General features: G+C 69.4%; 14 protein-coding genes. 6 read left to right on the forward strand and 8 right to left on the reverse strand.

The window, feature by feature from the left end; genetic code table 11:
* Window positions 1-47: 47 nt before the first annotated feature.
* Window positions 48-1,067, reverse strand: coding sequence for an alpha/beta fold hydrolase (locus FHU38_RS21245; protein WP_167174221.1), 1,020 nt, complete (start codon window positions 1,065-1,067; stop codon window positions 48-50).
* A gap of 86 nt (window positions 1,068-1,153) precedes the next feature.
* Between FHU38_RS21245 and FHU38_RS21250 the strand changes: the two genes are divergently transcribed.
* Complete coding sequence (locus FHU38_RS21250) at window positions 1,154-1,816, forward strand: TetR/AcrR family transcriptional regulator (protein ID WP_167174225.1); 663 nt, start codon at window positions 1,154-1,156, stop codon at window positions 1,814-1,816.
* Between the two features lies 1 nt (window position 1,817).
* Here FHU38_RS21250 and FHU38_RS21255 read toward each other — a convergent pair whose 3' ends face one another.
* Together FHU38_RS21255 and FHU38_RS21260 are read right to left on the reverse strand one after the other, a co-directional pair.
* Complete coding sequence (locus FHU38_RS21255) at window positions 1,818-2,717, reverse strand: alpha/beta fold hydrolase (protein ID WP_167174228.1); 900 nt, start codon at window positions 2,715-2,717, stop codon at window positions 1,818-1,820.
* Window positions 2,714-3,622: an AurF N-oxygenase family protein gene (locus tag FHU38_RS21260; RefSeq protein ID WP_167174231.1), complete on the reverse strand. Its 909-nt coding sequence runs from the start codon at window positions 3,620-3,622 to the stop codon at window positions 2,714-2,716. Before FHU38_RS21260 ends, FHU38_RS21255 begins: the two co-directional genes overlap by 4 nt.
* A 55-nt stretch (window positions 3,623-3,677) precedes the next feature.
* Here FHU38_RS21260 and FHU38_RS21265 point away from each other — a divergent pair, with 55 nt between their 5' ends.
* A complete protein-coding gene (locus FHU38_RS21265; protein ID WP_167174234.1) occupies window positions 3,678-4,463 on the forward strand; it encodes a TetR/AcrR family transcriptional regulator in 786 nt (261 codons plus the stop codon).
* Window positions 4,460-4,786, forward strand: a complete 327-nt coding sequence (locus FHU38_RS21270; RefSeq protein ID WP_167174237.1) for a DUF4873 domain-containing protein — start codon at window positions 4,460-4,462, stop codon at window positions 4,784-4,786. Before FHU38_RS21265 ends, FHU38_RS21270 begins: the two co-directional genes overlap by 4 nt.
* Window positions 4,787-4,836: 50 nt before the next feature.
* On the opposite strand, the gene FHU38_RS21275 is transcribed toward FHU38_RS21270, so the two are convergent.
* Together FHU38_RS21275 and FHU38_RS21280 are read right to left on the reverse strand one after the other, a co-directional pair.
* Window positions 4,837-5,067, reverse strand: coding sequence for a DUF3107 domain-containing protein (locus tag FHU38_RS21275; protein ID WP_009152655.1), 231 nt, complete (start codon window positions 5,065-5,067; stop codon window positions 4,837-4,839).
* A gap of 47 nt (window positions 5,068-5,114) precedes the next feature.
* A complete protein-coding gene (locus tag FHU38_RS21280) occupies window positions 5,115-5,771 on the reverse strand; it encodes a ferritin-like fold-containing protein (protein WP_167174240.1) in 657 nt (218 codons plus the stop codon).
* 442 nt (window positions 5,772-6,213) lie between these two features.
* Here FHU38_RS21280 and FHU38_RS21285 point away from each other — a divergent pair, with 442 nt between their 5' ends.
* The 3 genes from FHU38_RS21285 to FHU38_RS21295 all read left to right on the forward strand — a co-directional run bounded on the left by FHU38_RS21285 (window position 6,214) and on the right by FHU38_RS21295 (window position 10,170).
* Window positions 6,214-7,797, forward strand: coding sequence for a DEAD/DEAH box helicase (locus FHU38_RS21285; protein ID WP_390623313.1), 1,584 nt, complete (start codon window positions 6,214-6,216; stop codon window positions 7,795-7,797).
* Window positions 7,798-7,801: 4 nt separating this feature from the next.
* Window positions 7,802-9,190, forward strand: a complete 1,389-nt coding sequence (locus tag FHU38_RS21290) for an Rv3212 family protein (RefSeq protein WP_167174243.1) — start codon at window positions 7,802-7,804, stop codon at window positions 9,188-9,190.
* Between the two features lie 209 nt (window positions 9,191-9,399).
* The gene (locus FHU38_RS21295) at window positions 9,400-10,170 is read left to right on the forward strand and encodes an alpha/beta fold hydrolase (protein ID WP_243852309.1); all 771 of its coding nucleotides are present in this window, start codon (window positions 9,400-9,402) and stop codon (window positions 10,168-10,170) included.
* 39 nt (window positions 10,171-10,209) lie between these two features.
* Here FHU38_RS21295 and FHU38_RS21300 read toward each other — a convergent pair whose 3' ends face one another.
* The 3 genes from FHU38_RS21300 to FHU38_RS21310 form a co-directional block, all read right to left on the reverse strand.
* Window positions 10,210-10,554, reverse strand: a complete 345-nt coding sequence (locus tag FHU38_RS21300) for a hypothetical protein (RefSeq protein WP_167174248.1) — start codon at window positions 10,552-10,554, stop codon at window positions 10,210-10,212.
* Between the two features lies 1 nt (window position 10,555).
* Entirely contained in the window at window positions 10,556-11,434 is an 879-nt protein-coding gene (locus FHU38_RS21305; protein ID WP_167174250.1) for a RecB family exonuclease, read from the reverse strand.
* Window positions 11,435-11,514: 80 nt separating this feature from the next.
* Window positions 11,515-12,387: a PHP domain-containing protein gene (locus FHU38_RS21310; protein WP_167174253.1), complete on the reverse strand. Its 873-nt coding sequence runs from the start codon at window positions 12,385-12,387 to the stop codon at window positions 11,515-11,517.
* Window positions 12,388-12,412 lie beyond the last annotated feature (25 nt).

A 12,412-nucleotide genomic window follows, 5' to 3' on the forward strand; every position in this document is an offset into this window, starting at 1 on the left:
CCATTGGCGTACACGCGGGTGAGGCCGGGCGCGTCGCGGGCGAGGACCTACCAGCTGCCGGAGTCGGCGTTGTTCCACATGCCCAGCATCGCCCGTGCCACGGTGACAGGACGCTCCATCTGGGCCACATGCCCCGTCCTCGGCAGCACGAGCAGCCGACCCCTCGGCAGCAGCCGCGCGGTGCGCTCGGCTCGCCTCACCGAGATCACCTTGTCGTGTGTACCCCACACCACGAGCGAAGGCGCCCGCACCTTCGGCGGCACCGACCACAGCGAGCCGGAACCGAGCGTGAACCAGGCGCGGAAGATCTCCATCGTGGTGCGAGACAGCGCCGCGTCGGCCCACTCCAGCCCGATCCGAGCGCCGTGCTCCTCTGCCAGTTCGGTCAGCCGGTGGGAAGGGAACGACTCCGGCTCGGCGAAGCACAGTTTGATCACCTGAGCGGCACGCTCACGTGGACCGAGCGCCGCCAGTTCCCTGCGTGCCTTCTTGCCCACGATCGGCAGGTAGGCCAGCGCCAGCCTGGGGTCGGACAGCCTGCGCGGGTCCGGCCGCCGGTCGGGCACGGCGGGCGAGATGAGTGTCAGGGTGCGCACCAACTCGGGGCGTTGCGCGGCCAGCAGCAGCGAGATCGCGCCGCCCATCGAGTTGCCCACCAGGTGTACAGGCCCTACCCCGCGCTCCTCGATGAGCCGGGCCACCACATCGGCGTGCGCTCGCAGACTGAAGTTGAAGCCGTCGGCGGGCTCGGAGAAGCCGAAGCCGGGCAGGTCCGGCGCGATACCCTGGGCGCTCGGCGCGAGCAGGCCCGCGAGATCGGTCCAGTTGGTGGAGGAACCGCCGAGACCGTGGACGTACACGGCGGTGGCGTCCTCGGAGCCGGGAGTGCTGCGAACGTGCAGGCTGACTCCGCCGGGACTCTCCATCGCTCCTGGCCACGGTCCCGCGGTCTCGTCGAGTGGTGGCAGCGCGACGTCGGACAACGGAACGTGGGTCAGCGCGGCGCGTTGCCGGGTCGCTCCCTTCTCCGAAGGGGCGTGGTTCGCACCGGAGAGCGTTTCGGACACAATTCAAGGATGCCTCACGTTCGCCGCGTTTGGCGCCCGATGCGTACCCGCGAGTAATGTGCATGAGGAACGAAGTGGAGGCGGGGATGACTGAAACGGCGCAGTCGCAGGGCGCCGGTGAACACACCGGAACGCCCGCGTTCGGCCGGGGAGTGCGGCTCCCCCGAACGGAACGTCGAGCGCAACTGCTTGCCGCCGCACAGCAGGTCTTCGCGGCCAACGGCTACCACGCGGCGGCGATGGACGACATCGCCGAGCGGGCGGGCGTCAGCAAGCCGGTGCTGTACCAGCACTTTCCCGGCAAGCTCGACCTGTACATCGCGCTGCTGGAAAGCCACGTGGACACGCTGGTCACCGCGGTGCAACAGGCGCTGTCGTCCACCACGGACAACAAGCAGCGTGTGAAGAACGCGGTGGGCGCGTTCTTCGACTTCGTCAACGGGGACGTGGGCGCTTTCCGCATGGTGTTCGAGTCCGACCTGCGGGGTGAGCCCGCGGTGCAGGAGGCCGTGGACAGGGCCACGTCGGCCAGCGTCGACGCGATCACCGAGACGATCACCGCCGACGCCGGTCTCGACGAGGACAAGGCGAGGCTGCTCGCCGTCGGGCTTGTGGGCATGAGTCAGGTCAGCGCGCGATTCTGGCTGGCCCACCACAGCTCGATGAGCAGGGAGGAAGCGGTCGCGCTTACCTCCACCCTCGCCTGGCGCGGTATCGGCGCCGGGTTCCCGCTACAGCAGCACTCCTGACTCAGTCCGCGCGGCCGAGCGCGGCGCCGGCCAGCGTGTCGAGCTGCACGGCGACCTCGGCTGCCCGCTCCTGCGGCAGCATGTGACCGGCTCCCGGGAAGAGCACCAACCGCGTGCCGGGCAGCTCGTCGCAGATCGTGCGTGCGTGCGGCACCGGGCACAGCCGGTCGGACCCGCCAGCGAGCACCACGGCGGGCAGCCCGCGCAGTGCGGTCAACGCCGCTCGCCGGTCGTGCACCGAGATCGCGTCCTGGAACTGGCCAACACTCGCAGGGTGAGCGCGCAGCAGCTGTTCGGCCACGGACGCGACGTCCTCCTTGCGTGGCCTTCGGCCGAACACCAGCCAGCGCGCGCCCGCCCGCGCGGCCGCGGGTCGCAGCGGGAGGCCGTCACCTCGGTAGCCGGCCAGCAGCTTCGCCAGCCTGCGTTCCAGCCGCGCGGCACCTCCGCCGAACGCGCCGGGCAGGCCGAGCGTGATGCGGTTCATTTCGCCACACGAGGTGGCCACGAACGCGACACCGCCGACTCGTTCGGCGACCAGCCGGGGGTGTCGCTCGGCAAGAGCCATGATGGTCATGCCACCCATCGAGTGCCCGGCGAGCACGAGCCTGCCCTGGCCCGCGCGGTCGGTGAGCAGCTCGGCCAGGTCGTCGGCGAGCCGTTCTATGGTGGCGGTGCCTGGATTCGCGGGAGCGGAGCGGCCATGCCCACGCAGGTCGTACCGCAGCGTGCGCAGCCCGGATGACAGGTGCGGCAGCACCCGGTCCCACGTCGTGTGGTCCTGGGTCCAGCCGTGCACCAGCACCAGCGTGCCCGAAGCGTCAGCAGGGCCGTCCACACGTACGTGCAGTCCGGTGCCGTCGCTCGTCAGGAAGGACTGTGTCTGGCTGAGCGTGCTCACCGGTCCTCGCCGACCAGGAAGGAGCGCCGCCACCACGGCATGCCGGGAGCGCCGACGAGACCGACCTCGTCGAGGAACTGCATGATCCGCTCGCCCGCGTATCGGACGGTGCGCTGCCAGTGCGGGTTGTTCATCGCGGCCCTGTACCCGTCACGCGGGCGGATGCCCACGGCCTTGTAGACGGCCGGGTTCACCAGGCTGCGGGTGATCTCGTGCGACACCATCGCGAGCAGCAACCGCTGGTAGGACTTCTCCGGTCCGGACATGTTGGCCATGCCGCGCTTGACCTCCTCGCGGGCGAACGTGACATGCCGCGCCTCCTCGAGGACGTGGATGCGGTTCACCATGCGCACAAGCGGCTGGATCTGCGGGTCGTTCATCTGCTCCCGCTGCATGCGGTCGAGGATCTCCTCGGCGACGAGGATCGAGCCGTACATGGCTGGGCCGTAGCCGATCACCGGAAGCAGCTTGCCGACGCGCCTGCGCCACGCCACCGGGCCGTAGGGCGGGCAGCCGATGCGCTCGGTCATCCTCGCGAACATCGTCGAGTGGCGGCACTCGTCGGCGATCTCGGTGAGCGCGTACTGAGCGTGGCTGGTGGTGGGGTCGGACTTGTAGACCTCTTTCAGCAGCATCTGCATCAGCAGGATCTCGAACCACAGGCCGTTGGTCGCGATGCTGGCGACCTCGTGCTTTCCGAGTTCGATGCGTTGCTGCGGTGTCAACCGCTCCCACAGCGGCGTCCCGTAGAGAGTGCACCGGTGTTCGGGGATGTAGTGCTTGCCCTCGACAAGCGGAGCCTCCCAGTCGATGTCCACCTCGGGGTCGTAGAACTTGTTGGCCGACGACTTCAGCAGCCGCTCGGCCGTCTTCTCCCGGCCTGTCTCCCTGAGGGTCCGCGTCACCGCCGACACCACCTTCCGCTTGATGTAACTTCGGGTAACAGTTACTTCTGGTAGCATGGAGGGCATGGGCGATCGTGTCAAGCACGGCGACGGCAAGCGCACGGGCGAGGAGCGAGCAGGCGACGCGCGCAGGGACCGCTGGCGTAAACACCGCATAGCCCGCCGCGCCGAGTTCGTGGAGGCGGCACTGCGTGCGGTCGACCAACACGGCCCCGACCTGGGCATGGACGACGTCGCCTCGGCGGCGGGGGTGACCAAGCCGGTGCTGTACCGGCACTTCGAGGACAAGGCGGATCTCTACCTCGCCCTTGGACAGCGGGGCACCGAGATGCTGTTCGAACGGCTCATCCCAGCGATCAACGCGGAGTTGGCCCCCGTACCCCGCATCCGGATGGCTCTCGACGCGTTCTTCACGGTGATCGAGCAGCACCCGAACCTCTACCGGCTGCTCTCCCGCAAGTCCTTCGCCGACCGGCCGGTGGACGCCGACGTCGTCGCCGAGGACAAGGAGGTCATCGCGACGGCACTGACCGCGCTGCTCGGTGACTACATGCGGATGCTGAACATGGATTCCGGGGCTGCGGAACCGTGGGCACACGGAATCGTCGGGATGGTGCAGAACACCGGCGAGTGGTGGATCGACAAACGCACGATGAGCCGCGACAGCGTTGTGGAGTACCTGACACAGATCATCTGGGCGGCCATCGACGGCCTCACCCGCCAACACGGTGTCGTGCTCGACCCCGACAAACCGCTGGAGGCGAACAAGGTGGTGCGGCTCTCGCCGCAGCGTACGGCGGCGGGCACAACACCGAGGGCAGAACCAGGAGGCGCATCATGACCGAACACGACCAGCACGACGAGGACGGCTACACGGGGGCGGCGAAGCTACTGCTCGGCGACACCGAACTCGACGTCGAGGTGGAACTTCGCGGGCACTTCCAGCCCATCGACGGCTACTACCACTGGTACGGGCGGGTGAAGGCCGACGAGCGCGTCTCCGGCGTCGCCGGAGGAAAGAAGCAGCAGGTCGAGATCCACACACCGCACGGAAAGGCACGCGGTGAACTCTCCGACCCCGACCCGTGGGACCGGTATCGGATCACCGGAACGAGCACACCGCCGTTCCAGGTGCCGACCACGTTGGACCAGGTCGCCGGATAGCGAACGCGAAAACCACGGCCCTGTACCGGCAGGGCCGTGGTTCGCTGGACTCAGGAGCCTACGGCGAAGCCGACCTTCCTGACGTCGGACGGTGCGATCTCGACGTAGGCGATTCGGTCGGCGGGGACGAGGAACTTACGGCCCTTCTCATCGCTGAGGCGGAACAGGCCGTCGTCGGCATTCAGCGCCTCGGAGACCAGTTTCTCGACCTCGTCGGGCGACTGGCCACTGGACACCACGAGCTCCCGCGGGGTGTCCTTGATGCCGATCTTGACCTCCACGTACAACCTCCGCCTGTATTCGTGCCGCTGTGGTTCGCTACTCCAGGCTAGCCCAGACCGACCGACTGCATCCGCTTGGTGTGGCGCTGTTGGAGCCTGCGGAACAACGCGGCAATACCGGAGAGGTCACCTGAGCCCTGCACGATGAGTTCAGCGAGACCGTCGCGCTCAGCCACGATGTACTGCGCCTGGGTAAGGGCCTCGCCGAGCAGCCTGCGGCTCCACAGCGCGAGCCGGTCGCGCTGCTTGGCATCCGACTTGATGGCGGCCGCCACCTCACGCTCGGCGAACGAGGAGTGTCCTGTGTCGGCGAGCACGGTCAGTACCAGCTCCCTGGTGGTCTCGTCGAGCACCTGTGCCAGCTCGCGGTACAGATCCGCGGCGAGGTTGTCCACGACGTAGGCCTTCACCAAGGACTCCAGCCATGACCGAGGCGCGGTGGAGGCCTGGAAGGCGTCGATGTGCGCCACGAATGGGCGCATCGCCTCCTCCACCGCGATGCCGTGGTCGGCGAGGTGCCGCTCGAGCAGGGCGTAGTGGCCGATCTCAGCCGCGGCCATCGAAGCAAGCGCCGCGTGTCCCGCCAGAGTGGGTGCCGTGCGAGCGTCCTCGGCGAGCCGGTCGAACGCCGACAACTCGCCGTAGGCGAGCACCCCCAGCAGATCCACGACGCCGGAACTGGTCTGCGCTTTCGCCTCACTCACGAACCCAACCGTAGTTCAGGGCGGGGAGACCAATAACACGTGACTCGCCGCGACCACCGTCACCCAGCGCGGAGATGGACAAGGTAGGCTCCCGCCTGGTAGTGAAACTGCCCTTGTGTGGTGCACGTGTCGCGGCGGCGTGTGAAATACCCGCGGCCCCGCCTGCCGTTGCACTTCACTGAGAAGACAATGTGCGTGCACGCCCTCGAGCGGCGTTCCCGCGTGATGAGTTTCGGGTATCGATTCTCCCGAGACGGACCGCACTCCCACGTGGTCGAGCGTCGCGCAAATACCTGGCCGTGCGCGCTGGTATGAGAGAGGCGATCGAACCATCCACCCGAAACGAAACGACGACATCGATCCGGCGGCGCTCGAGCACAGTGAGTCCGGCGCCACCGAAACCGACACCTCACATCCGTTACAGCCGCTGCCCGACGCCGAAGTGGTAGCCGAACCCGACAACCCCACCTTCGCCGAGCTGGGCGTGCACCCCGACATCGTCCGTGCGCTCTCGGCCGCGGGTATCGAGCGCACCTTCGCAATCCAGGCACTGACGCTGCCGCTGGCGCTGGCGGGCGAGGACCTCATCGGGCAGGCCCGCACGGGCATGGGCAAGACGCTCGGCTTCGGTGTTCCCGTGCTGCAGCGGCTGACCCTGCCAGGAGACGGCACCCCGCAGGCGCTCGTGGTGGTGCCGACTCGCGAACTGTGCCTGCAGGTGACACACGACCTGACCGACGCGGCCAAGCACCTCGGGGTGCGCACCACCGCCATCTACGGCGGCCGCCCCTACGAGTCGCAGATCGAGGCACTGCGCAAGGGCGTCGACCTGGTGATCGGCACGCCCGGCAGGCTGCTCGACCTGGCCGAACAGCGCCATCTCGTACTCGGCAAGGTGAAGGCGCTGGTGCTCGACGAGGCCGACGAGATGCTCGACCTCGGCTTCTTGCCCGACATCGAGCGCATCCTGCGGATGGTGCCGGAGCAGCGGCAGACCATGCTGTTCTCCGCGACCATGCCCGGCCCGATCATCACGCTGGCCCGCACCTTCCTGCGGCAGCCGACCCACATCAGGGCCGAGGAGACCGACGCGGGAGCCGTACACGAGCGGACAAGGCAGTTCGTCTACCGCTCGCACTCGCTGGACAAGCCGGAACTGATCGCCAAGGTGCTGCAGGCCGACGGCCGGGGACTGACGATGATCTTCACTCGGACCAAGCGCACGGCACAGAAGGTCGCGGACGACCTCGCCGAGCGCGGGTTCGCCGCAGCGGCCGTGCACGGCGATCTCGGCCAGGGTGCGCGGGAGCAGGCACTACGCGCATTCCGTTCTGGAAAGATCGACGTCCTCGTCGCCACCGACGTCGCGGCCAGAGGCATCGACGTCGACGACGTGACACACGTCATCAACTACCAGACACCCGACGACGAGAAGACCTACGTGCACCGCATCGGCCGCACGGGTCGCGCGGGCAAGACCGGAGTGGCCATCACCCTGGTCGACTGGGACGAGCTCCCACGCTGGAAGCTGATCTCCGACGAGCTGGGTCTCGACATGCCCGAACCGGTCGAGACCTACTCGACCTCCAAGCACCTGTTCGCCGATCTCGGCATTCCCGAAACCGCCACCGGGCGGCTGCCACTGGCCAAGCGCACGCGACAGGGCCTTGCCGCCGAACCGGAGGAAGACCTCGGCGGCAAGCGAGGGAAGAGCCGGTCCGCGAAGTCGACTACCGACCCGGGCACTCGTCGGTCACGGCAGCGCAGGCGCACCAGGGGCGGTGCCACCGCCACGGCGTCGGATGCCGCGGCCTCGGAGCCGGGTGGCACGCAGACCTCGGACAACGGCGGCAGGCCGAAGCGGCGGCGTACCCGCGGCGGCTCGAAGCCCGCGGGTGAGGCGCCCGCGGCAGGCGAGAAGAGCGAAGCGGGCACATCGGAAAGCGGTGAGCGTCCTGCCAGGCGCAGGCGCAGGCGCCGTAGCGGGACTCCCAACACCGCGGAAACACCGGCGAGGGCAGACTGAGCACGTGAACACCTCCCCCGGGCGACGACACGACGAGACCGATGCGCAGGACAGCCAGGCCGCGTTCTCGTCCGGAGCGGAGGACGTGCTCGCGGGCAGCGACACGGCAGGTGATCGGGGGGACGCCTCCGACAGCCGACGTGGCGGCCCCGAGCAGCATGATGGGCAGGCGACGCGGCGTGGGCGCCGGTCACCGTGGAACCGCCCTCGGGACAGGGGTGTCGCCGCCGCGCTGGCGGTGCTCGCCGTGGCCACGGGTGTGCTCGTGTGGTGGTTCAGCGACAGCCGCGCCACCACACAACGAACGGCCGCACCGCCGCCCCCACCACCTGCCGAACCCGCTTCGGTACCCGCCGAGCTGAGTGAGATCTGGCGGGCACCCAGCGACGCCACCACAGCACCGGTCTCCGAAGGCGGGCTGGTGATCACCGCGGCGGACTCGCAGGTCGTGGGCCGCGATCCGGCTACCGGGCAGGCGCGCTGGCGCTACGCCCGTGACCTGCCGCTGTGCACGGTGACGAACGCGTGGTCGAAGGTGCTCGCCGTCTACCGCAAGGACCTCGGGTGCAGCGAGGTCACCCAGCTGGACGCGGGTACGGGCAGGCGCACCGCGCAACGCAACGGCGACGCCGAACTCGGCACCCGCCTCGTCGAGGGGGGCTCCCACGTCACAACCACGGGCGACCACCTGCTCAACACCTGGCGAAACGACCTGGTGAAGAGCATGGAGTACGGCCGGGTTCCCGCGCAGGTGAACCCGGGCCGTCAGCCGCGCACCGAATGTGAGTACGGCACCGTAGCCGCCGCCTCGGGCAAGGTCGGAGTGATCGAGCACTGCCCGGACGAGTCGGGGGCAAGGCTCACCGTGCTCAAGGCCGCGGGCGAGGAGGCCGACAAGCCGGAGCAGGAGTTCAGCGCGCTGCTGCCGGAGTCGTCCGCGACGCTGGTCGCGATGGCGGATGACGCCGTCGCCGTGGCGATGCCCGAACACGGACGGTTGTTCGTCTTCAACGGTGAGGGCAGGCAGACGGCGACGTATCCGCTGGATGTGCCCAGTGCCGAACTGGCGGCGAACCCGCCCGGTGGAGTCGTCGCCACCTCGCAGGGCGGCGACAACGTCTACTGGTTCACCGGCTCCCGCACCGTGGCGCTTTCGGCGGGAACACTGCGACCGCTGTGGACGGTGCACGACACGCTCGGGCCGGGCACCTTGTTCGCGGGCGAGTACGTCGTCCCCATCGAAGGCGGGCTCGCGGTGCTCAACGCCGCCGACGGGACCACGCTGCGGACCGTGCGCGTCGACCGAGGCGGCGGCGACAATACGATCAGGCTCGCGCCGGCGGGTCCGGTGTTGCTGGAACAGCGTGGAGACACGGTGGTGGCGTTGAAGTGAGCGAGGCAGGCCCTTCGCCCGGGCACGGTGCGCCGGAACCAGGGTCGGGCACAGTGCCGAACAGGGCGCCGAACAGGGCGCAAAACAGGGCCCCGAACTGGGCACTGCCCGCCTTCTCCCAACTGTCACCCCACACTGCCCGCCGTATTGAGCTGCCTGGCCCGTACGGGCCGATCGCGGCGCTACAGGGTCCTCAACCGCAACGGCCGATGGCCACCGCGTTGCTGCTGCCCGGCTACACCGGCTCGAAGGAGGATTTCGCCCCGCTGCTGGACGGACTCGCAGCGGGCGGTGTGCTTCCGGTTGCCGTGGATCTGCCCGGCCAGTACGAGTCCCCTGGCCCCGACGACGAGTCGCGCTACCTTCCCGCCGCGCTGGGCGAAGTGGTGACACAGCTGGTGCAGGCACTGCGGGCGGACGGTCCGGTGTTGCTCCTCGGCCATTCCTACGGCGGACTGGTGGCTCGCGGCGCGGTGCTCGCGGGAGCTCCCATCGCGGGACTCACGCTGCTCGGCAGCGGCCCCGCGAAGCTACCGCCGGGGCCACGACTGCGGGCCGTGGAGATGGGCGATCCGCTGCTGCGCGAGCACGGCATCGCGGCCGCGTACACGGTGCGGGAGCGGCTCAGCGAAAGCCTGCCCCGCGCAGCCGAGCCGGAGGCGCTGAAGGCGCTCCTGCGAGAGCGGTTCCTCGCGTCCAGTCCCGCGGGCCTGCTGGGGATGGCGCTCGGCCTGCGCACCGAGCCGGACCGGGTAGCGGAGTTGGCTGCCGTGCTGCGCGAGCGTGGGGTGCCGAGCCAAGTGGTGGCGGGCAGGCACGACGACGCGTGGAGCGTGCCCAGTCAAAGTGAGATGGCGGGCAGGCTCGGGGCCTCGTTCGCGACGGTGGTCAACGCCGCGCACTCCCCCAACGTCGAGAACCCGCCCGTGCTGCTGAAGACCCTGCTGGGCGAGTGGAAGTCCTGGCTCCAGGCCCACTGACCCCTTGGCGCTGCCCACGACCGGGAACCGGACACCGGCCTAACTCCACCAGAACAGCCACAGCACCGCCGCGGCCAGCGCCACCACGGCCAACCCGGCCAGCGCCGCGGTCCGTCCGCGAGCGCGGTCGGCCACACCTTGCGCCACGAGTGCGAGCACGGCACCCGCGACCTGACCCGTGACAGCCAGCGCGCCAGGGCCCGCAGCGCCGGAGGCCCACCCGAACACCTCGGCGGCCAGCACGGCGAGGGCGAGCAGGGCGAGCCCGGCCGCGAGCGATCCGGTGAGCACTCGCCACCACCGGGACGGCCTGCGCGCGTTTTCGCACGCGTTTCGCTCGGGCGGACCTGTCACGTCGCGTTCCACCGTGTCCGTCCCGCGCATCTCACTCCGTCATCGCCCCGTCGCCGCGGGGAGCCAGCAGTTCCCACGGGAGCGCGGCCTGCGCGGCCTGCCTTCCGTCCGCGCAGCTCGGCCGGAAGTCGCACCACGCGCAATGCCGACCGGTTCGCGCCGGGAACACCTCATCAGGGTCACCGCCCTGCGCAAGGGTATCCGTCGCGGTGCGCAGGTCGGTGGTGGTCTCCTCGGCACGGCGAAGCTGGCGGCGAAGGCTGTCGTCGGTGTGTTCGGCGGCCGCGATCGTACCGGACGGCAGGTGATGCAGTTCCACCCGGCGGCACGGCCTTCGTAGCGTGCGCGCCGCCGCCACGGCGTAGAGCGCGAGTGCCTGTGAGGCACGGGCCTCGTACTGGTCGGGCGTACGCCTGCCAGTCTTGTAGTCGATGATGACGAGTTCACCGCCACGGGCGTCGATGCGGTCCGCGCGCCCTTCCACGATCAGCGAGGGTGGCCCCCCTTCGGGCGCCGCGGGCGCGGACACCCAGCGTTCGAGCCCAACCGGATCGCCACTGACGTCGTTGTGCTCGACGTAGTCGGCCACCCAGCGTCGTGCCCGCTCCCGGTACGCCGCCGCCTGCTCCGCGTCGGCGAATCCGCCGTCCTTCCAGTGCTGGGTGACCAGGGCGGCGGCCCGTTCCGGAGTACGCCGCTGGACCGGCAGATCGAACAGTTCACGCAGCGCGGTATGCACCACCGCGCCGAGCGTGCTGTGTGCCCACGGCCCGGTGCGTTGCGGTGTCGGCCGGTCGAGGTAGTTCATCCGGTAGCGGCGAGGACAGTCGTCGAAGGTGGAAAGCCGTGCGGGCGTCACCCTCGTCAAGCGCTTGGGCTGCTCGCCGAAATCGAACCCAAGTTGGCCCATGTGCTCCATCCCGGCGACAGCCTACGCACCCGTCACGACCGCGCCACAAGGGGTGAGCAGCGTGCCACCGACGCCCTTACTCACGGACCCACCCGCACCGTCGAGCCACTCGCCAGCTCCACCAGCCGCTCGAACTCGGCGGTGTCGGTGGTCTCCTGGCCGATCGCAATGCTCTTGTTGCTTCCGTGGTAGTCACTGGAGCCGGTACGGACGAGATCCAGTTCCTTCGCCAGTCCTCGCAGTGCCTCGCGCTGTCGTGGGTCGTGTTCGGGGTGGTCCACCTCGAGGCCTGCGAGACCCCGCCCAGCCAGCATCGCGATCACCTCAGGTGTCACCGTGGGACCACGCGTGGCCGCGAACGCGTGGGCAAGCACGGTGACCCCGCCCGCTTCGGCGATCATGTCGATCGCCGCTTCCACGGGCGTGTCGGCCCTCGGCGCGTAGTAACCACGCCCGTTGCCGAGGTACCTGGCGAACGCCTCGTCGACCGTGCTCACCACGCCCGCTCGCACGAGTGCTCGCGCGAGATGTGGCCTGCCGACCGGGGTGTCGGGGTTCAGCGAACCCAGCACCTCGTCGGGATCGATCGGCAGACCGTCGGCCGCCATCCACTGCGCCATCACCCGGAATCGCCTGAGCCGCTCGAGCCGCAACCGCTGCTGTTCAGCGACGAGTGCGGGCGAGGTGGGGTCGAACAGGTACGCCAGCAGGTGCACGCTGACCGTGCGCCCGTACTCGTCAACCAACTCACACGACAACTCCGCGCCGGGCACGAGCCGCATCCCCGGCGGTAACGCCTGTATCGCGGGTTGCCAGCCTGCCGTGGTGTCGTGGTCGGTCAGCGCGATGACGTCGAGCCCCGCGCCTGCCGCCACGTGGACGAGTTCGGCAGGGCTGTCGGTGCCGTCCGAGACCGCGGAGTGGGTATGCAGGTCGATGCGCACACCATTCATTGTCCAGCGCACCGCCCCGCGCCGG

The organism is Saccharomonospora amisosensis, from assembly GCF_011761185.1.
In the GTDB taxonomy this organism is placed as follows: domain Bacteria; phylum Actinomycetota; class Actinomycetes; order Mycobacteriales; family Pseudonocardiaceae; genus Saccharomonospora_A; species Saccharomonospora_A amisosensis.

Bases quoted from the DNA above. Each gene is read 5' to 3' on its own strand.
- FHU38_RS21310 (WP_167174253.1), bottom strand. From the start codon at position 12,387: ATGAATGGTGTGCGCATCGACCTGCATACCCACTCCGCGGTCTCGGAC.
- FHU38_RS21250 (WP_167174225.1), top strand. From the start codon at position 1,154: ATGACTGAAACGGCGCAGTCGCAGGGCGCCGGTGAACACACCGGAACG.
- FHU38_RS21300 (WP_167174248.1), bottom strand. From the start codon at position 10,554: ATGCGCGGGACGGACACGGTGGAACGCGACGTGACAGGTCCGCCCGAG.
- FHU38_RS21270 (WP_167174237.1), top strand. From the start codon at position 4,460: ATGACCGAACACGACCAGCACGACGAGGACGGCTACACGGGGGCGGCG.
- FHU38_RS21265 (WP_167174234.1), top strand. From the start codon at position 3,678: ATGGAGGGCATGGGCGATCGTGTCAAGCACGGCGACGGCAAGCGCACG.
- FHU38_RS21305 (WP_167174250.1), bottom strand. From the start codon at position 11,434: ATGGGCCAACTTGGGTTCGATTTCGGCGAGCAGCCCAAGCGCTTGACG.
- FHU38_RS21295 (WP_243852309.1), top strand. From the start codon at position 9,400: ATGGCCACCGCGTTGCTGCTGCCCGGCTACACCGGCTCGAAGGAGGAT.